This is a genomic window from Undibacterium sp. KW1, assembly GCF_009937955.1.
Taxonomy (GTDB): Bacteria; Pseudomonadota; Gammaproteobacteria; order Burkholderiales; family Burkholderiaceae_D; genus Undibacterium.
Map to the genome: position 1 here is coordinate 5,503,319 of NZ_AP018439.1, position 18,538 is coordinate 5,521,856.

General features: G+C 51.1%; 23 protein-coding genes and 1 tRNA gene. 5 read left to right on the plus strand and 19 right to left on the minus strand.

All coding sequences use genetic code 11. The features are described 5' to 3' along the window. The first annotated feature begins 45 nt into the window (after window positions 1-45). Both UNDKW_RS24670 and UNDKW_RS24675 read left to right on the plus strand, forming a co-directional pair. Complete coding sequence (locus UNDKW_RS24670; RefSeq protein WP_162060913.1) at window positions 46-474, plus strand: DoxX family protein; 429 nt, start codon at window positions 46-48, stop codon at window positions 472-474. 14 nt (window positions 475-488) lie between these two features. Beyond that, complete coding sequence (locus tag UNDKW_RS24675; protein ID WP_162060914.1) at window positions 489-1,151, plus strand: glutathione S-transferase family protein; 663 nt, start codon at window positions 489-491, stop codon at window positions 1,149-1,151. Window positions 1,152-1,211: 60 nt separating this feature from the next. Here UNDKW_RS24675 and UNDKW_RS24680 read toward each other — a convergent pair whose 3' ends face one another. From UNDKW_RS24680 to petA, 7 genes are all read right to left on the minus strand, one after another. Then, window positions 1,212-3,398 carry a S9 family peptidase gene (locus tag UNDKW_RS24680; RefSeq protein WP_162060915.1) on the minus strand — a complete coding sequence of 729 codons (2,187 nt, stop codon included), beginning with the start codon at window positions 3,396-3,398 and terminating at the stop codon, window positions 1,212-1,214. Between the two features lie 191 nt (window positions 3,399-3,589). Continuing rightward, a tRNA-Thr gene (locus UNDKW_RS24685) sits at window positions 3,590-3,665 on the minus strand. A gap of 58 nt (window positions 3,666-3,723) precedes the next feature. After that, the gene (locus tag UNDKW_RS24690) at window positions 3,724-4,215 is read right to left on the minus strand and encodes a ClpXP protease specificity-enhancing factor (RefSeq protein ID WP_162060916.1); all 492 of its coding nucleotides are present in this window, start codon (window positions 4,213-4,215) and stop codon (window positions 3,724-3,726) included. 155 nt (window positions 4,216-4,370) lie between these two features. Continuing rightward, complete coding sequence (locus tag UNDKW_RS24695) at window positions 4,371-4,982, minus strand: glutathione S-transferase N-terminal domain-containing protein (RefSeq protein ID WP_110256517.1); 612 nt, start codon at window positions 4,980-4,982, stop codon at window positions 4,371-4,373. Window positions 4,983-5,133: 151 nt separating this feature from the next. Then, the gene (locus UNDKW_RS24700; protein ID WP_162060917.1) at window positions 5,134-5,994 is read right to left on the minus strand and encodes a cytochrome c1; all 861 of its coding nucleotides are present in this window, start codon (window positions 5,992-5,994) and stop codon (window positions 5,134-5,136) included. Window positions 5,995-6,016: 22 nt separating this feature from the next. After that, on the minus strand, window positions 6,017-7,429 hold the full coding sequence (locus UNDKW_RS24705) for a cytochrome bc complex cytochrome b subunit (protein WP_162062098.1): 1,413 nt from the start codon (window positions 7,427-7,429) through the stop codon (window positions 6,017-6,019). Next, window positions 7,429-8,043 carry a ubiquinol-cytochrome c reductase iron-sulfur subunit gene (gene petA, locus UNDKW_RS24710; protein WP_162060918.1) on the minus strand — a complete coding sequence of 205 codons (615 nt, stop codon included), beginning with the start codon at window positions 8,041-8,043 and terminating at the stop codon, window positions 7,429-7,431. The genes UNDKW_RS24705 and petA overlap by 1 nt, the downstream gene beginning before the upstream one ends. 400 nt (window positions 8,044-8,443) lie before the next feature. Between petA and mscL the strand changes: the two genes are divergently transcribed. Further along, entirely contained in the window at window positions 8,444-8,863 is a 420-nt protein-coding gene (gene mscL, locus UNDKW_RS24715) for a large conductance mechanosensitive channel protein MscL (RefSeq protein ID WP_162060919.1), read from the plus strand. Window positions 8,864-9,024: 161 nt separating this feature from the next. Here mscL and UNDKW_RS24720 read toward each other — a convergent pair whose 3' ends face one another. Then, window positions 9,025-9,786 carry a Nif3-like dinuclear metal center hexameric protein gene (locus UNDKW_RS24720; RefSeq protein ID WP_162060920.1) on the minus strand — a complete coding sequence of 254 codons (762 nt, stop codon included), beginning with the start codon at window positions 9,784-9,786 and terminating at the stop codon, window positions 9,025-9,027. A 13-nt stretch (window positions 9,787-9,799) separates the two neighbouring features. On the opposite strand from UNDKW_RS24720, the gene UNDKW_RS24725 reads away from it, so the two are divergent. Then, window positions 9,800-10,975 carry a Do family serine endopeptidase gene (locus tag UNDKW_RS24725; protein ID WP_162060921.1) on the plus strand — a complete coding sequence of 392 codons (1,176 nt, stop codon included), beginning with the start codon at window positions 9,800-9,802 and terminating at the stop codon, window positions 10,973-10,975. Between the two features lie 6 nt (window positions 10,976-10,981). After that, window positions 10,982-11,656, plus strand: a complete 675-nt coding sequence (locus UNDKW_RS24730; protein ID WP_162060922.1) for a DUF2461 domain-containing protein — start codon at window positions 10,982-10,984, stop codon at window positions 11,654-11,656. On the opposite strand, the gene tatC is transcribed toward UNDKW_RS24730, so the two are convergent. The 11 genes from tatC to hisC all read right to left on the minus strand — a co-directional run bounded on the left by tatC (window position 11,642) and on the right by hisC (window position 18,497). Continuing rightward, complete coding sequence (gene tatC, locus UNDKW_RS24735; protein ID WP_162060923.1) at window positions 11,642-12,415, minus strand: twin-arginine translocase subunit TatC; 774 nt, start codon at window positions 12,413-12,415, stop codon at window positions 11,642-11,644. The genes UNDKW_RS24730 and tatC overlap by 15 nt on opposite strands. Before the next feature lie 44 nt (window positions 12,416-12,459). After that, window positions 12,460-12,945: a Sec-independent protein translocase protein TatB gene (tatB, locus tag UNDKW_RS24740; protein WP_162043487.1), complete on the minus strand. Its 486-nt coding sequence runs from the start codon at window positions 12,943-12,945 to the stop codon at window positions 12,460-12,462. 46 nt (window positions 12,946-12,991) lie between these two features. Then, window positions 12,992-13,210: a Sec-independent protein translocase subunit TatA gene (tatA, locus tag UNDKW_RS24745; RefSeq protein ID WP_162060924.1), complete on the minus strand. Its 219-nt coding sequence runs from the start codon at window positions 13,208-13,210 to the stop codon at window positions 12,992-12,994. A gap of 100 nt (window positions 13,211-13,310) precedes the next feature. After that, window positions 13,311-13,682, minus strand: coding sequence for a histidine triad nucleotide-binding protein (locus UNDKW_RS24750; RefSeq protein WP_162060925.1), 372 nt, complete (start codon window positions 13,680-13,682; stop codon window positions 13,311-13,313). A gap of 47 nt (window positions 13,683-13,729) precedes the next feature. Next, window positions 13,730-14,083, minus strand: coding sequence for a phosphoribosyl-ATP diphosphatase (locus UNDKW_RS24755; protein WP_162060926.1), 354 nt, complete (start codon window positions 14,081-14,083; stop codon window positions 13,730-13,732). After that, on the minus strand, window positions 14,080-14,481 hold the full coding sequence (gene hisI, locus UNDKW_RS24760; RefSeq protein ID WP_162043491.1) for a phosphoribosyl-AMP cyclohydrolase: 402 nt from the start codon (window positions 14,479-14,481) through the stop codon (window positions 14,080-14,082). The genes UNDKW_RS24755 and hisI overlap by 4 nt, the downstream gene beginning before the upstream one ends. Next, a complete protein-coding gene (gene hisF, locus UNDKW_RS24765; protein ID WP_162043492.1) occupies window positions 14,478-15,242 on the minus strand; it encodes an imidazole glycerol phosphate synthase subunit HisF in 765 nt (254 codons plus the stop codon). Before hisF ends, hisI begins: the two co-directional genes overlap by 4 nt. Then, window positions 15,239-16,030, minus strand: a complete 792-nt coding sequence (hisA, locus tag UNDKW_RS24770) for a 1-(5-phosphoribosyl)-5-[(5-phosphoribosylamino)methylideneamino]imidazole-4-carboxamide isomerase (protein ID WP_162043493.1) — start codon at window positions 16,028-16,030, stop codon at window positions 15,239-15,241. Before hisA ends, hisF begins: the two co-directional genes overlap by 4 nt. A 103-nt stretch (window positions 16,031-16,133) precedes the next feature. After that, the gene (gene hisH / locus UNDKW_RS24775; RefSeq protein ID WP_162060927.1) at window positions 16,134-16,772 is read right to left on the minus strand and encodes an imidazole glycerol phosphate synthase subunit HisH; all 639 of its coding nucleotides are present in this window, start codon (window positions 16,770-16,772) and stop codon (window positions 16,134-16,136) included. Window positions 16,773-16,821: 49 nt separating this feature from the next. Continuing rightward, window positions 16,822-17,424, minus strand: a complete 603-nt coding sequence (gene hisB, locus UNDKW_RS24780) for an imidazoleglycerol-phosphate dehydratase HisB (protein ID WP_162060928.1) — start codon at window positions 17,422-17,424, stop codon at window positions 16,822-16,824. After that, the gene (hisC, locus tag UNDKW_RS24785) at window positions 17,421-18,497 is read right to left on the minus strand and encodes a histidinol-phosphate transaminase (protein ID WP_162060929.1); all 1,077 of its coding nucleotides are present in this window, start codon (window positions 18,495-18,497) and stop codon (window positions 17,421-17,423) included. The genes hisB and hisC overlap by 4 nt, the downstream gene beginning before the upstream one ends. Between the last annotated feature and the right edge of the window lie 41 nt (window positions 18,498-18,538).

Here is an 18,538-nt window from a genome sequence, read left to right on the forward strand (position 1 = left end):
CGAAATCATATAGTAGCTCCATCAACCACTTTTTTGGAGAACAAAATGACTCATTCAAATCCCTTTGCAGACCACAGCAACAATGCCTACGGTATCACTTTGCTGCGCATCAGCCTGGGCATCATGTGGATAGCCCATGCCCTGCTGAAACTGTTTGTGTTTACCCTGCCCGGCACCGCGCAGTTTTTTATCAGCATAGGTTATCCGGGCTTTCTCGCTTATCCCGTGTTTGCACTGGAATTACTCGGCGGTGTGGCGCTGGTACTCGGCATCTACAGCCGGCAGGTTGCACTGGCGCTGGTACCCATCATGGTAGTTGCCGCTACCGTGCATTTTGGCAATGGCTGGGTGCATACCAGCCCTAACGGTGGCTGGGAATATCCAGTGTTTCTGATCGTGACTTCAATCGCGCTCTGGTTACTCGGTGATGGTGCCTTTGCCCTGCGCCGTAGTTCACGCTTTTCACTGGCATAAGAGAGGGGTAAATCATGAGCAACAAATATACCCTGATCAGCCACAAACTTTGCCCCTATGTGCAACGCGCTGCCATTACCCTCGCCGAGAAAGGTCTGGAATTTGAACGCATAGACATAGACCTGGCGAATAAGCCTGACTGGTTCCTGCAAGTGTCGCCACTGGGCAAGACGCCAGTGTTGCTGGTGGATGGACAAGCCATCTTTGAATCAGCAGTCATTTGCGAATACCTCGATGAAACCACGCCACACCGCCTGCACCCGGAAGCAGCACTGGAAAGAGCACAGCACCGTGCCTGGATAGAATTTGCCTCCGCCACTCTGAATAGCATAGGCGGTTTTTACAATGCCGCAGATGCGCAGATATTACATGCCAAGGCCGCCGAGTTAAGAACAAAGTTTGTACAACTGGAAAAACAGCTAGGCGATGGGTCTTATTTTTCAGGTGATAACTTCAGTCTGGTAGATGCGGCATTTGCGCCAGTATTTCGCTATTTTGATGTGTTTGAGCACATAGCAAATTTCGGATTTTTCACCGACCTTCCCAAACTAAAAGCATGGCGGCAAACCCTGCAGGCACGGACTTCAGTGCAGACTGCTGTCAGTGAAGACTACTCAACTTTATTGCGTGCTTTCTTGCATGCACGTCATTCTGCCTTGTCAGCTTTAATGCAATAAAAAACGGTGCAGATTTTTCTGCACCGTTTTCATTATCACGTCTCGAAGGTCAAAAAAGAATCAGAGATTGTTTTTCAAAAATTCCCACTTGGCTTTTTGCTGCGACCAAACCACCCAGTCACCGCGCGGGCCATGGCCTGCCCCGGGATACAATTGCAGGCTGTAGTCCTTGCCATTCTTGATCAGTTCATCAATGAACATGATGGTATTTTGCGGATGGACATTATCATCCATGGTGCCATGCATGATCATGATCTTTCCGCTCAAGTCCTTGGCAGCCTTCAGTACACTACCCTTGTCATAGCCTTCGGCATTCTCTTGCGGCAGCCCCATGTAGCGTTCGGTATACACGCTGTCATACAAGCGATAATCCGTGACTGGCGCACCAACGAAACCTATCTTCCAAGCCTTGCTATGGGTCATTGCATAAGAAGTCATATAGCCGCCATAGCTCCAGCCATTCAGGGCTATCCTGTCCATATCTGCCCAACCCTGCTTGCGCAACCATTCCAGGCCATCGAGCTGGTCCTGCAATTCAAGCTGGCCCAGTCTTTTGTGGATAGGCCATGCGCTGGCCAGGCCCTTGTTGCTGGCACTGCGATTATCCATTATCCAGACGATATAACCTTGCTGCGCCAGGAAGTGATGCCAGAGATTGCTGTTCCAGCGGTCGACCACTTGAGACGCCATGGGGCCGGAATACAGGTGCTGATAAACTGGGTATTTCTTATTAGGATCAAAGTCTGGTGGCAGGAACAGCAGGCTTTCCATAAGGAAGCCATCACGCGACTTGATTTGTTGTTGGGTGACTTTGGCCAGTTTCAGACCCTGCATTTTCTCAGGCACACCAACATCGTCGACCAGCTTTTGCGATACACCTTCTGCATTGAATACTGCCTGCCTTGGTGGCTGCCTGAGGCTGCTCCAGCTATCGATGAAATGGGTATATGCACTATTCCAGCGTGCATTATGAGTGCCTGATTCTGTCGTCAGCCTTTGCAGCTTGCTGCCATCGAGATTGACGGCATACACATCATTGCCTATGGGGTTGCGTTCATTGGCCGCAAAAAAAACTTTGCCTTTGGCTTCATCCACACCATAGACGCTGCGGATATCCCAGTCGCCTTTGGTTATCGCGCCCTTGAGCTGGTATTGCTGGTCATAGCGATACAGATGATGATGGCCGGTGCGATCAGATTCCCAGATAAAGCTGCCGTCTTTCAAGAATTGTGGCAAAGGCAGGCGCTCAACCCAGGCCGGGCTGCTCTCGCGCAGCAATTGCCTGCTACGGTATTTGGCATCATACAGGCGCAAATCCAGCCAGGTCTGCACACGGTCTTGCCAGGATGCCAGCAACTTGCCATCCGGTGTCCAGCCTACCTGGACGATCAGGGTTTCCTTGCCCGCATAAGGGTTTTCAGTCCAGCTGGTTTGGCCCGTCATATCGACAACGCCCAACTTGACATCAGGATTGGGGTCACCAGCCTTGGGATAGCGGGTCCGCTCACTCTTGATGGGCTGCACATGGTCGCCGCTCAAGGTATATACCGGCACCTTGCTTTCATCAAAACTCAGGTAAGCGATCTTTTTGGAATCGGGCGCCCACCAGAATGCCCGCAATTTACCGCGGCCATAAATCTCTTCCATGTATACCCAGTCCAGGCGGCCGTTGAAGGTGGTTTCATTGCCACCGGTGGTCAGGCGTTTTTCTGTGGCAGTGGCGATATCGGTCAGGTAAATATCATTGCCCTTGAGATAAGCGACCGATTGCAGATCAGGTGACAGTATGGCTTCATCTTCAACCTGATCTGGCGTATGAGTCAGCTCCCTGACCTTGCCGCGTTGCAGATCAAGCAACCATAAATCATTTTTATATGTGAACAGGTAAGACTTCAGGTCGGGCTTGATTTGCGGTGTCAGTTTGTCTATTTGTGCTTTGGCTTCTTTTTCTGGTATGCCTGCGGCTGTCATCATCGCCAGGATATTGCCATCCAGGCTTAGCACCTGTTTGTGCCAAGTCGCAGGATTCACCACAAATTGCTGGACTACGCCATCCTTGCTTTGCGTTTCTATCAGGCGGTTTTGCGCATCCCATGCCAGGCGTGTCAGTGGTTTGGTGTCAAATTTTTCTTTTTTTGTCGGGTGATACAGCATTTCGAGGCTGAGCATGCCATCCTGGGCTTGAGCGGCACTGGCCGCAAGTACAGGACTAATCACCAACAACAAAGACGCGATGCAAGTTCGCATAAAACTCCCAGACCGTAAATTTAAAAAAGATTGAGTCAAAGCCCTGCCCTGGTATCTGGCAGTCAGAGATTCTGACCGTGCCCAGCTTGAGCAGTTCATGAAAAAACAGTTTATGGAATAAATATGTTTGAGAAGAAAAATGAATAGAAAAGAAAAAACCCACCGTTATTGCTAACGATGGGTTTTTAATTTGGTGCCGACTGCCGGAATCGAACTGGCCACCTGATGATTACAAGTCAACTGCTCTACCAAATGAGCTAAGTCGGCGAAACTTTTTTCGTTCTTGCTTCGTTGCCGTTGCATTCCCGAAGACCAAGATTATAGGCTACTTTATTATTTTTAGCGAGGGCTTTTCTGATTTTTTTTCAGATTTTTTTGGTTCTTCTTCAGAAAGCTGGTTTTCTACAGGCGCAGGCGTGCTTTTTACCGATGCCAGGCCCAGCACAGGCTTGCTGATTTCTTCGACTTCTGCGCCAGCTTCTTCGCTTTCTTCCTGCGCTTCGCTGAGATCAACTTCAAATGCCATGCCCTGGCCGTTTTCGCTGGCATACACGGCCAGCACATTTTCTACCGGCACATAGATTTCGCGGGACACACCGCCGAAGCGGGCTTTGAAGGCGACTGCATCGTTATCCATCTTCAGGCCACTGGTCGCGCCAAAACTGATGTTGAGTACTATTTCACCATTCCTGACGAATTCCATAGGCACGCGCGCAGCATGGTTGACCTTGACCGCCATGTAGGGGGTAAAGCCATTGTCGGTGCACCATTCATAGATGGCACGCATAAAATAAGGTTTGGTGGATATTTCTTGCATGTGTATACGATAAATGCGATGGCTGCGATAGATGGAAATGTACTTTAGGTGGTACTTGCGGATACTGTAAAACTTACTCAAGCATAGGCGTAGTGCCCAAAAACAACAAGGCTGATATGCATCAGCCTTGTTATCTTATCCTGAAATTGCCTTGCTTATCTGCGCATGACTTTTTCAGATGGTGTCAGCGCTTCGATATAGGCAGGACGGGAAAATATACGTTCTGCATACTTCATCAAAGGTGCTGCTGTCTTCGACAATTCTATACCGTAGTGATCAAGACGCCACAACAACGGGGCAACGGCCACGTCGAGCATGGAGAACTCATCACCGAGCATGTATTTGTTCTTGACGAACAAAGGTGCCAGTTGGGTCAGGCGGTCGCGGATTTCTGCGCGGGCCTTGTCCTGTACTTTGGCCGACGCGGTGTTCTTGTCGTTTTCCAGAGTGTGGACGTGGATGAACAATTCTTTTTCAAAATTGAACAACATCAAACGGGCGCGGGCGCGTTGCAGCGGGTCTGCCGGCATCAGTTGCGGATGCGGGAAGCGCTCATCGATGTATTCGTTAATGATATTGGATTCATACAATATCAATTCACGTTCAACCAGGATAGGTACCTGACCATAAGGATTCATGGTCGAGATATCTTCAGGCTTGTTAAACAGATCAACATCACGGATTTCAAAATCCATGCCTTTTTCAAACAGGACCAGGCGGCAACGTTGAGAAAATGGGCAGGTTGTACCCGAATAGAGAACCATCATTTTTATAGTTCCTTAGAAACGATCAGGGCGAGGAGCCAGTTTTGCGCACCTCACCCCAGGGATTACACGTCCGCTTACGACGGAGAAAAACGGACGATCTCAAAAAATTCCGGGCTCATGCCGTTAGCAGCACAAGCCAGGAACCTTACATTTATTTCACTTCTTTCCAGTACGATGCATTCAAGCGCCATGCCAGCGTTGCCAGCGTTGCCAGGAACAGCAAGACCCAAACGCCCAGGCGTCTGCGTGTGTTTTGTGCTGGCTCACCCATCCACTGCAAGTAAGCAACCAAATCGCCAACTGCATTGTCATATTCAAGGCGGCTCATCGTTCCACCACTGGCAAGGCCCAATTTAATAGGTTCTTTACCGACATGGTGATGCTCGCCTTTGAGTGCTTCAGTGTGTTCAGTGCGATTGCCTTGCTCATCAAAGGTAACGGTAGTTTCAGCAAAGCCGTTGGCTTTACCATCTGCCGTCTTTACTTCCTTGACTTCTACGACGGTCGCACCACGTTTGGCACCCTGTAATTCCCACAATACATGAGGCATGCCGACGTTTTCAAATACCGCATTATTCCAGCCAGTCGGTCTTGTTTGATCACGGTAGTAAGTACGCAGGTAAGTGTAAATCCAGTCTGCACCTGTGCCGTCGCCAGATGCCTTGGCACGGGCAATCACGGACAAATCAGGAGGCACTGCACCAAACCAATCCTTGGCATCCTTGGCGGACAAGGTGGTTTTCATCAAGTCGCCGACTTTTTCGCCAGTGAACAAGAGGTTTTGCTTGATCTGCTCATCTGTCAAACCGATGTCTTTCAAGCGGTTGTAACGCATGGCCGAAGCAGAGTGACAGTTCAGGCAATAGTTGACGAACAGCTTGGCACCATTTTGCAATGCTGCCATGTCAGTAGAGCGATCAGGTGCACGGTCCAGAGGGAAAGTGCCGCTATTGGCCAATACCATTGCAGGAGCAAATGCCAGCACAGCGATCAGTTTTTTAAGTAATTTCATGCTTATTCTTCCTCGCTTTTTCTCAGTGCGCTGCAAATGTTACACGCTTGGGCACAGGCTTGAATGTACCCATACCGCTCCACCATGGCATCAACAGGAAGAAGCCGTAGTAAATCACTGCGCAAACCTGGGAAACACGTTCACCAGTAGGGGAAGGAGCCTGCACACCGAGGTAACCCAGGGCAACAAAGGCGATACCAAACACGATATACACATATTTGTGCCAGTCAGGACGATAACGTATGGATTTGACCGGAGAAACATCGAGCCAAGGCAGGAAAGCCAGGATCACGACGGAGCCGCCGAACAATACCACACCCCAGAATTTCGCATCGAGTGCACCAGGCATCATGCCAGCGACTGCTACCAGTGCAATTGCGGCAATTGCGATCTTCAGCAATTGTGGCAACTTGGTGGTCAGCCAGATCAGTGCTACATAAGCAACAGCTCCGGCTTGCACCACGTACAGGAACTCGGAAGTAGTTGCACGCAAGATCGAGTAGAAAGGCGTGAAGTACCAGGTCGGCGCAATATGCGGAGGCGTTTTCAGCGAGTCAGCCGGGATAAAGTTATTGTACTCAAGGAAGTAACCACCCATTTCCGGTGCAAAGAACACGACTGCACTGAAAATAGTCAGGAACACAGTCACGCCAAAAATATCGTGGAAAGTGTAGTAAGGGTGAGAAGGCACGCCATCAACAGGATGGCCATCAGGACCCAGGTTTTCTTTGATTTCTATACCGTCTGGGTTATTGGAACCCACTTCATGCAAGGCGATCAAGTGAGCAACCACCAGGCCCAGCAAAACCAGAGGAATCGCAATAACGTGGAAGGAGAAGAAGCGGTTCAGAGTCGCATCAGACACCACATAGTCACCACGGATCCACAGGGACAGATCAGGACCAATGAAAGGAATGGCACCAAACAGGTTAACAATAACCTGAGCACCCCAATAAGACATCTGGCCCCATGGCAGCAGGTAACCGAAGAAAGCTTCGGCCATCAGGCACAGGAAAATCGCGAAACCGAACAGCCAGATCAGCTCACGTGGCTTGCGGTAAGAGCCGTACAGGAAGGCACGGGTCATATGCAGATAGACCACGATGAAGAAGGCCGAAGCGCCGGTCGAGTGCATGTAACGCACCAGCCAGCCCCAAGGCACATCACGCATGATGTATTCGACAGAGGCAAACGCCAGATTCGCATCTGGTTTGTAATGCATGACCAGGAAAATACCGGTAACGATCTGGATAACCAGGACCAGCATGGCCAGGGAACCGAAGATGTACCAGAAATTGAAGTTCTTTGGTGCGTAGTACTTGCCCCATTGATCATTCCACAGCTTGGTCAGCGGGAAACGGGAATCGACCCAGTTCAAGGCCTTGTCCACGACAGGAGCGTCTGCCGGGAGTTTTTTCTCAACAAATGCCATGATTAAGCCTCGCCTTTCTCATCTTTACCGATGACGATTTTGGTGTCTGATAAAAACATGTGACGAGGCACATCCAGATTTTGTGGAGCTGGTTTGTTTTTATATACACGGCCAGCCAGATCGAAGGTCGAACCATGGCATGGGCACAGGAAGCCACCTTTCCAGTCATCTGGCAGAGATGGCTGAGCACCTTCCTGGAATTTGGAGCTTGGGGAGCAGCCCAGGTGCGAGCAAATACCGACGGCGATCAGGATGTCGCTATGTTCTTTGCGTGAGCGGCTTTGCTTGTCGCAGTACTCTGGCATGTCCATGGTATAAGGTTTTTCCGATTTTGGATCGGCAACCTTGTCTTCAGTCTTGGCCAGGCTCGCCATCATTTCTGGTGTGCGCTTCAGAATCCATACTGGCTTACCACGCCATTCAGTCGTTTGCATTTCGCCTGGTTTCAAGGACGAGATGTCCACTTCCACCGGTGCACCTGCAGCCTTGGCACGCTCGGATGGCTGGAAAGTGCTTACCAGCGCACCTGCCGTTGCCAAGCCTGCCACACCACCCGCCGCGCAAGTGGCGACGAGCAAACCGCGACGGCCGGAATCGACCTGCTTTTCGATACTCATACCAACCCCAATCTGTCAATAATCAAAAACTGATGAAGCAAAACCCAGCTTCTAGCAACCTTAAATTATAAATGACCCGGATATGGTTTTAAAGAAAAAGATATCCGAAACGCCAACTTGCTGGCATTTTTCAACAATTCAAGCCCGAAATACAAGTTCAGGCTGGTCGCAATGCCGCTTTGAGCACAAAATCATAGGCAATAATAAATATTTAAGGCTTGAGAGAAAACAAAATTGACAAAAAACTGCAGGCTTTTCCCCTGCTTTGGGCATTAAAATCGGGATAATTACATTTTGTGCATGCATTTTTGTCGTTTATTCTGCAGCACAATGAGGTATTTATCTGCGCCTCATGATCTGTTTATGATTTATTTACCAGCTTCTCACCCGGAGAATTTCTATGTCCATGTTGCATGAATTTAAAACCTTTATCAGCCGCGGCAACGTCGTTGATCTGGCTGTCGGCGTCATCATTGGTGCTGCCTTTGGCAAAATCGTTGATTCCCTGGTAGGCGATATCGTCATGCCTGTTATTGGCCGCATCGTTGGCGGACTGGACTTTTCAAATTACTACATACCGCTGAATGGCCAGGGCACGCACCTGGTGCTGGCGGAAGCAAAAAAAGCAGGTGGCGTTATCGCTTATGGTAATTTTGTGACTGTCAGCGTAGGTTTCCTTATCCTGGCGTTTGTGATTTTCCAGATGGTCAAACTGGTCAATGCCCTCAAAAAGGCAGAACCGGCACCGGAACCTGCGCCAGAAGTCACACCTGAAGATGTGTTGCTGTTGCGCGAGATCAGGGACGCTTTAAGGAAGTGATTGCTACGTATTGCCCCAAAAACCAGATGTTCTGGCGGGGTCAAAACAAATTGTCATGATTTGACAGGGGGCGGATTGCCCGCGTAAATTCATTGTTGACTCACCACCGGCAACCCATCCCCTCCTTACCCCTCCCCTTGAAGGGGAGGGAAATTCTGGCCTCACACCGGATTGTCGATATCCACAAAGCTGTGCTGCACCCCAAACGTGTCAGCAACGAATGCCCCCAGGCTCTGCACGCCAAAACGCTCGGTCGCATGATGGCCGCAGGCGATGTAGGCCACACCTGATTCGCGTGCCAGGTGTACCGTAGGTTCGGATATTTCTCCACTCAGGTAAACCGTGGCACCGGCAGTGATTGCCTGATCGAGCATGTTCTGGGCGGCACCTGTGCACCAGGCGACGCGTCCTACAGGCGCTGCCGGATCACCGATCAGCAGGGGCTTGCGGCACAGCTTGAGTTCTATATGCAGGGCCAGGTCAGCAAGGGTGGTGATGGCTTTGTCTTCCAGAGTCCCCAGCCAGGCCAGATCGTTTTCACCAAAGCGCCCGTCAGCAACCAGCCCCAGGCGGCGCGCCAGGCCTATGTTATTGCCCAGTTCTGCATGGTTATCCAGCGGCAGATGATAGGCGAACAGGGAAATATCATTTTCCAGCAAGAGTTTCAGGCGGCGCTGCTTTTGCCCTATGACGCGCATGTCTTCACCGCGCCAGAAATAACCATGGTGCACAAGGATGGCATCTGCCTGCAATTCCACGGCTTTTTCCAATAATGCTAAACTGGCAGTCACACCGCTGACTATATGTTTAATGGTGTTACGCCCTTCCACCTGTACGCCGTTTGGGCAATAATCACGAAAATAATTGACTTGCAATTCTTTTGCCAGGAATTGCGCTAATTCGTCCCGATTCACTGATTTCATACTGATTCTCACTATGCGTCGTCTATGGTTATTGTTTGCCCAAACTGTCACTGTCGGTCTGGCGATCTGGTTTATTGTAACCACCTTGAAACCCGACTGGGTAAAAGCTGGCTATAACAGCAGGCAAACCCAGACCCTGAATGCCGGTGCCATCGTCAAGGAGGCTCCTGCCAACAGCGTCCCCGCGCAAAGCTCGTATGGCGCTGCTGCGAAGCGGGCCATGCCCTCGGTGGTGAATATCTTCACCTCGAAAGAAGTACGTCAGCGCCGCAATCCACTGTTGAATGACCCCTTCCTCAGACGTTTCTTTGGCGACCAGCAAAACCCGCAGGCCGAGCGCCTGTCCAGCCTGGGCTCGGGCGTCATTGTCAGCCCTGAAGGTTACATCCTGACGAATAACCATGTGGTGGAAGCAGCCGACGATATTGAAGTTGCCCTCGCGGATGGCCGCAAGGCCAGTGCCAAGATAGTCGGCACAGACCCGGAAACCGACCTGGCTGTCATCAAGATCAATTTGCCGGACTTGCCTGCGATTACCCTGGGCCGCTCTGACACGGCCAACGTAGGCGATGTGGTGCTTGCGATTGGCAATCCTTTTGGCGTCGGCCAGACCGTGACCATGGGCATCATCTCTGCGCTGGGGCGCAATAACCTGACTGACAATGCCTTTGAAAACTTTATCCAGACAGATGCAGCCGTTAACCCTGGCAACTCTGGTGGCGCACTGGTGGATGTAAATGGCAATTTGCTTGGCGTGAATACCGCGATTTATTCGCAGACCGGCGGTTCGGTAGGCATAGGCTTTGCGATACCGGCAAGCACAGTCAAGCAAGTCATGGAATCCATCATCACCAATGGTCATGTCGTGCGCGGCTGGATAGGTGTAGAACCGCAGGACATCACGCCTGAGCTGGCCGACAGCTTTGGTCTGAAACAGAAATCCGGCGCCATTATCGCTGGTGTCATACGCGGCGGCCCGGCTGACAAGGCAGGCATGAAGCCTGGCGACATCCTGATTGCGATTGAAGGCAAGCCAGTCGGCAACACCACCCAGATGCTGAACCTGGTGGCACAGCTGAAGCCTGGCAACAAAGCCAAAGTCACGGTTTTGCGTGACACCAAGGAACCAACACTGGAAATCCTGATAGGCAAGCGCCCGTCAGCCCGTAAAGAAGAAGCAAGGGAATAAATACCCATGCATTTGATCGACCTGCAAGCTTACTTATCCGAACTGGGCGACAACAATAACCGCGCCTGGTTTGTCATGAACAAACCGCGCTATGACATTTTGCGTGCAGAATTTTTACAACTGGTGACTGAACTGATCGCCGAGATCAGCAAGTTTGACCCTGCCATCCTGGGGCTGGAACCGAAAAAAGCCTTGTTCCGCATCAACCGCGACGTCCGTTTTGCGCATGACAAATCGCCTTACAAGACCACCTTCTCTTCTTCCATCGTCCCTAGCGGGCGCAAGAAACCCAGTGAAGGCGGCGGGCCAGCCTATTATTTCCAGATGGATGGTACTGGCCGCCTGTTCTATGCGGTTGGTGAATACATGCCACCTTCAGACCGCCTGAAGGCGATCCGCAATCACATCGTCGCTGACCCTGATGGCTTTGCCAAGGTCTTGAAGGACAAGAAACTGAAAGCCCAGTTTGGTACCCTGCAGGAAGAAGGCAAGCTGCAACGCCCACCCAAAGGCTTTGATGCCGACCTGCCGCATATAGAGCAGATCAAGCTGAAGAACTTCATGGTGTGGACTGAATGCCCACTCAAGGGCATGGATACAGATCAATTGAAAACCACCCTGCTGACCGCTTACAAGAGCGCGATGCCACTGGTAAGCTGGCTCAGGTCAGCTCCCGTTTGATTCTGTCGAGTCAGGTGCCTGGGTTGCCCGTACAAACATGGGGGCAACCAGCAAACCCAGCTCATACAATATCCACATGGGCACAGCGAGAGAAAACTGGCTGACAATGTCAGGTGGCGTCACGATAGCTGCAATCACAAAGGCACCGACGATGACATAAGGGCGTATGGCCTTGAGCTTATCCAGCGGCGCCAGGCCCATACGTACCAGCACCACCACAACTACCGGTACTTCAAAGGTCACGCCAAAAGCGAGACACATGGACATGATGAAATCCAGATAGTTTTCTATGTCAGGTGAAACATTGATGGACGCCGGGGCAAATTCATTGATGAATTTGAAGACGCGGCCAAAAACCAGAAAATAACAAAACGCCACACCGCACAGAAAGAGCACGGAAGAGGAAATCACCAGCGGTGCGACCAGACGCTTTTCATGGGTATACAGGCCAGGTGCAACAAAGGCCCACACCTGATACAAAATCCATGGCAAGGCCACCATGAATGCCAGCAACAAGGTCACCTTCATCGGCACCAGAAAAGGTGAAATAACGCCCGTCGCGATCATTTTCGAGCCGGCAGGCAAAGACGCCAGCATGGGTTGTGCCAGAAAATCATAAATCGCTGAGGGCCCTGGCCACAGCATAAGAATGCCGCAGGTGATGGCCAGACCATACATGGACTTGACCAGCCTGTCACGCAACTCAACCAGATGCGAGATGAAACTTTCTTCGGGAGCCTGTTCCGTGTGATCGCTCATGCGAATACCACCAGATTATAAAAACGCAATGACATAAGCGAAAATTAAAAGAAACTACCACCAGAACGGGGATAGGCGCGGTGACGCGCCATTCTCGCCGACCCGGAGATAATGTGCTGGCGCTGGCCATGGCGGTTTTTATACCAGGCAGGCAAGGCCGAAGTACGAGCGAGTTTTTTACGGCGGAAGCTTTTTGCCTTGACCGCCAATTGCTCAGGCGTGGCTGTATGCAACATGGCTGTTTCAGTTTCCTGCCCCAGGTTGCGCAATTCCTGTTCAGTCTCTGACCAGGTCTGGTGTATGGATTGCTCTACATTCTGGGCGGCATCCTGTACATCTTTTTGCATCTTGCGCAATTCTTCGAGCTCGATTTCGCGGCTGACTTCAGACTTGACGTCATTGATGTAACGTTGCGCACGTCCCAGCAAAGTGCCAGCCATTCTTGCCACCTTGGGCAATTTTTCAGGGCCGATGACGATGAGAGCAACCACGCCTATCAAGGCGAGCTTGCTGATTCCCAGGTCTATCATGGGTAAAACCTACAAAATAAATCCAGGCTGGAAGTAAAGAAATGAATCACAGTTTGGATTTTTCTTTGGCTTCCACGTCTATCGTACTTTTGTCAGCTACCTGTTGGGAAGCTGCCGTTTTTTCTTCTTCACCTTTTACGCCATCTTTGAATCCTTTGACAGCCTTGCCCAAATCAGAGCCTACATTACCCAATTTTTTGGTACCAAAAACCAGCACAATGACAACCAGAACAATCAGCCAATGCCAGATACTTAATGAACCCATTACTTACTCCTTGTGAGAACCATGCTCTCGAAAATATTGATTTGAACCCGTCGACTTAACGATGCGGTCACCCTGCCAGGCCGGTTCAGTGGTAGCGATATTAGCGTTGCCCACGCCATGGCTTGGGCCCGCCTATCACATGCATGTGCAAATGATACACCTCTTGCCCACCATCCGGTCCGGTGTTGATGAGGGTTTTGTAACCGCCTGTCAGACTACCATCTGCACCAAGCACAGGAGCACAACCCTGCTCTTGTGCCAGCTTTGGTGCAAGGGCGAGCATTTTCCCCAATACGGCAGTATGTTCGGGCTGTACCGACGATAAAGTATCAATATGTACTTTGGGAATGATCAACAGGTGCACTGGGGCAGCCGGGTTGATATCTTTAAATACCAGCAATTCTTCATCTTCATAGACGCTGGCAGAAGGAATTTGTTTTGCAGCAATCTTACAAAAAATACAGTTATCCACGTTTTATCCGTTCTTTTCAACAAGACGCATGATGTCAAATGATGGCCTCACGCATCCTTGCGTGCTGCCTTTTCTTCAATACCAGAAATACCTTCGCGCCTTGCCAGCTCGTCCAGCACCTGCTGAGGGCTGAGATCATACTGCGCTAACATGACAAGCGAATGAAACCACAGGTCAGCACACTCATATAAAAGCTTGGACGCATCACCAGACACACGTGCATCCTTGGCGGCCATGACGGTTTCGGTTGCTTCTTCGCCTATTTTTTTCAAAATGGCGTCGTCACCCTTGGAAAACAGGCGGGCGACATAGGACTTGTCCGGGTCACCACCATTCACCAGTTTACGGCTTTCTATGATCTCTGCAAGACGCTGTAAAGTCTGTATTTGTGTGTTACTCATTTGTAGATGCTTTCCGGATCTTTCAAGACTGGATCAACTGCCTGCCAGTCGCCGTCATTCAAGCTGCCCTCAAACTTCTGGAAGAAACAGGAATGGCGGCCAGTGTGACAGGCAATGCTGTCAATCTGCTCTATCTTCAGCAAAACCACGTCTTCGTCGCAATCGATACGGATTTCCTTGACCTTCTGGATATGGCCCGACTCTTCGCCTTTGTGCCAGAGCTTCTTGCGTGAACGACTCCAGTAAACTGCTTCACCCAGCTCTACCGTTTTGGAGAGGGCATCGCGATTCATCCAGGCAAACATCAGAATATCGTTGCTGCTGGCCTCTTGTGCGATGACAGGTACCAGGCCGTTTTCGTCCCATTTGACCTTGTTCAACCATTTTGCCGCGCTCATGACAACCTCATCGGTATATGTTGTGCTGCCATAAATTGCTTTGCTTCACCGACCGTATGTTGCCCGTAATGAAAGATGCTGGCAGCCAGTACCGCATCGGCACCACCAACTTTGATGCCATCAGCCAGGTCTTGCAAGCCACCGACACCGCCGGAGGCAATGACGGGTATAGGCACCGCATCCGACACTGCACGTGTCAGACCGAGGTCAAAACCGGAACGCGTGCCATCCTTATCCATGCTGGTCAGCAAGATTTCACCTGCTCCCAGTTTTGCCATGTGCATGGCCCACTCAACCGCATCCAGGCCGGTGGCATTGCGGCCACCGTGGGTAAATACCTCCCATTTGCCTGGCCCCACATTCTTGGCATCAATCGCCACGACTATGCATTGCGAGCCATACTTGTGTGCAGCATCGGCCACCAGTTGCGGGTTGGTCACGGCAGAAGTATTGATACCGACCTTGTCAGCACCGGCATTGAGCAGACGGCGTACATCAGCCACCGTGCGCACACCACCACCGACAGTGAGCGGGATGAACACTTGCGAAGCCACGGCTTCGATAATTGGCAAGATCAGGTCGCGGCCATCGGAGGATGCCGTGATATCAAGAAAAGTAATTTCATCTGCGCCCTGCCCGTCATAACGGCGGGCGATTTCTACCGGATCACCGGCATCGCGCAGTTCCTGGAAATTAATGCCCTTGACGACACGGCCAGCGGTCACATCCAGACAAGGGATAATACGTTTGGCTAAGCTCATTCAGTTTCTTCTTCATCGTCGAATTCACCGCTGAGTTCATCAGCGCGGTCTTGCGCCGACGACAGGTCCAGCGTGCCTTCGTAAATCGAACGGCCACAGATGACGCCTTCTATACCCTCGTCCTGTACAGCGCACAGGGCTTCGACGTCAGCCAGTACATGCACGCCACCAGAGGCGATAACGGGGATGCTGACGGCCTGCGCCAGCTTGACCGTGGCTTCAATATTGACGCCACCCATCATGCCGTCACGGCCTATGTCGGTATAGACAATGGCTTCGACGCCATAGTCCTCAAATTTCTTGGCGAGATCAATCACCTCATGACCAGATAATTTGCTCCAGCCATCAGTAGCTACCTTGCCATCCTTGGCATCGATGCCAACGATAATCTGGCCAGGAAAAGCGCTGCAGGCATCTGCCAGGAAACCGGGGTTCTTGACCGCTGCCGTACCTATGATGATGTAGGACAGGCCATCGTCGAGATAGCGTTCTATGGTATCGAGATCACGGATACCGCCACCGAGCTGTACGGGGATTTCTTCGGTATCGGTTTCTTCTGCGTAATCGCGTACCGCCTGTATGATGGCTTTGACAGCCGCCTCGTTCTTGGGCTTGCCGGCAAAAGCACCGTTCAAATCCACCAGATGCAGACGACGCGCACCCTGGCGTAGCCAATGGCGCGCCATTTCGGCCGGGTCTTCAGAGAATACGGTAGCCTGGTCCATGTCACCTTGTTTAAGGCGTACGCAGTGGCCATCTTTCAGGTCTATAGCAGGAATGAGCAGCATGATATGAAAAAAAGTAGGAACGTCAATGTGGCAATAAGAAGAAAAGACAATACCAGTTAAAAATCAGTGTAAAAAATTTACCTCAAACACCTGGTTCGCAAGCTTACGGTTTCCAGTGTACAAAATTCTTATACAGTTGCAAGCCAGCCGTTGCGCTCTTTTCAGGGTGGAACTGGGTGGCGAAAATATTGTCGCGCGCTACGGCACAGGCAAACAGGCTGCCGTAATCCGTCATGCCAACTGCGTGTTGCGCATTTGCGGGCTGGGCATAATAGCTGTGCACAAAATAAAAATAGGCTTCATCAGCAATATCTTGCCATAAAGCATGTGACTGCGATTGCTGTACGCGGTTCCAGCCCATTTGTGGCACTTTGTAACGCGAGCCATCTGCCTGCAGTTGCCCATCCAGTGCAAAACGCACTACCTTGCCGGGCAAAAGCCCCAGGCCAGGCGTGTCACCTTCTTCACTGAGATCAAACAGCATTTGTTCGCCAACGCAAACACCAAACAGGGGTTTGTTGCGGGCGGCTTCAAGCAGGGCGTCTTGCAGGCCTGATTCACGCAGGCAACTCATGCAATCGGGCATGGCGCCCTGACCTGGTAAAACGATACGGTCTGCGCTGCGGATATCGGCAACTTCACCCGAGATCAGTACGTTGGCCTCTGGGGCAACGGCACGCAGGGCTTGCGCTACCGAGCGCAAATTACCCATGCCGTAATCTACTACTACAATTTTATTCATAATGAATCACCAGCAAACTGGTATCTCTTGTCTGCGATCTGCATTGCGATCAAAGGCTGCCTTTGGTCGAGGGTATGGTTCCTGCCGCGCGCGCATCGAGCTCGGTTGCCATGCGCAGGGCGCGGCCAAAGGCCTTGAATACCGTTTCACATTGATGGTGGGAATTATCGCCGCGCAAGTTGTCGATATGCAAGGTCACCAGTGCATGATTGACAAAGCCCTGGAAAAACTCACGGGTCAGATCAACATCAAAATTGCCTATCATGGCGCGGGTAAAGGGAATATGGTATTCCAGGCCTGGGCGGCCAGAAAAATCGATGACCACGCGCGACAAGGCCTCGTCCAGAGGAACATAGGCGTGACCGTAGCGGCGTATGCCTTTTTTATCACCTATCGCCTTGGCAAATGCCTGGCCCAGGGTAATACCAACGTCTTCTACCGTGTGATGGGCATCAATATGCAGGTCGCCAACGGCTTCTATGTCCAGATCAATCAAGCCATGACGGGCAATCTGATCCAGCATGTGATCCAGAAAAGGGACGCCGGTATTGAGTTTTTGCTGGCCTGTGCCATCAAGATTGATGGCAACACGGATTTGTGTTTCATTGGTATTGCGGGTAACCGCCGCAATGCGTTCTATGGGCTTATTCATTTTGATGATAAAGATGCTGCCAGGGCAGCAAGAAAAAGAGCATTCTCTTCCCGGGTACTGACTGTGATACGCAGACAGTCGCCCAGCAGATTATGCATTTTACCTACATTTTTGACTAAAATTTTTTGTTCGCGTAATTTCACAAAGACTTGTTCGGCATTCGCAACACGTATCAGCACAAAATTGGCAGCCGAGGGAAAGACTTGCACACCTGACAAGCTTGCCATGGCAGCCATTAATTCAGTACGTTGCTGGCGCAATTCTGCTGCTTGCGCATCCAGTATTTCTACCCTGCTCAGCACAAATTCTGCCGCTGCCTGCGTCAGTACATTGATGTTGTAAGGCGGGCGCACTTTTTCAAATTCATGCATCAGGGCATTATTGCCTGCCATATAACCAAGACGTATGCCTGCCAGGCCCAGCTTGGACACGGTACGCATGACGACCAGATTATCAAACTCTGCCAGACGTGACATGAAGCTGGTCTGGGCAAAGGGCTGATAGGCTTCATCGACGATGACGATGCCATCCGCGCCAACCGCCTGCAAAATAGCGACCATATCGTCAGCATCGTAGAGCGTGCCGGTAGGATTGTTGGGGTAAGCCAGATAAGTAATGGCTGGTTGATGCTCAGCAATAGCCGCCAGCATGGCAGCCTTGTTCAGCGTGAAATCCGGGTTCAGATCTACGCCTACAAATTCCAGCCCGGCAAACAGGGCGGACATCGCATACATGACAAAGCCCGGCACAGGCGCCAGCACCTTGGCACCTGGCTTGGCGCAGGCGATGGACACCATGCTGATGAGTTCATCCGAGCCATTGCCCAATACGATGTCATGTCCAGCAGGCACACCGAGTTTGTCGGCAATCAATTGCTTGAGGCTGGCATAGGCTGGTTGTGGATAACGGTTCAGTGCTACGCCTGCCAGATGCTTGGCCAGTTCCTGCTGCATATCGGGCGGCAGCAGGTAAGGATTCTCCATTGCATCCAGCTTCACAAAACCGCTGGCGTCCGGCACATGATAGGCAGACAGGCTGGCGATTTCAGGGCGTATCAGTTTGGTGATGCTCAATTCTTTACTCCATGTTCAGGCTTGTGTACTGTAACAGTGAA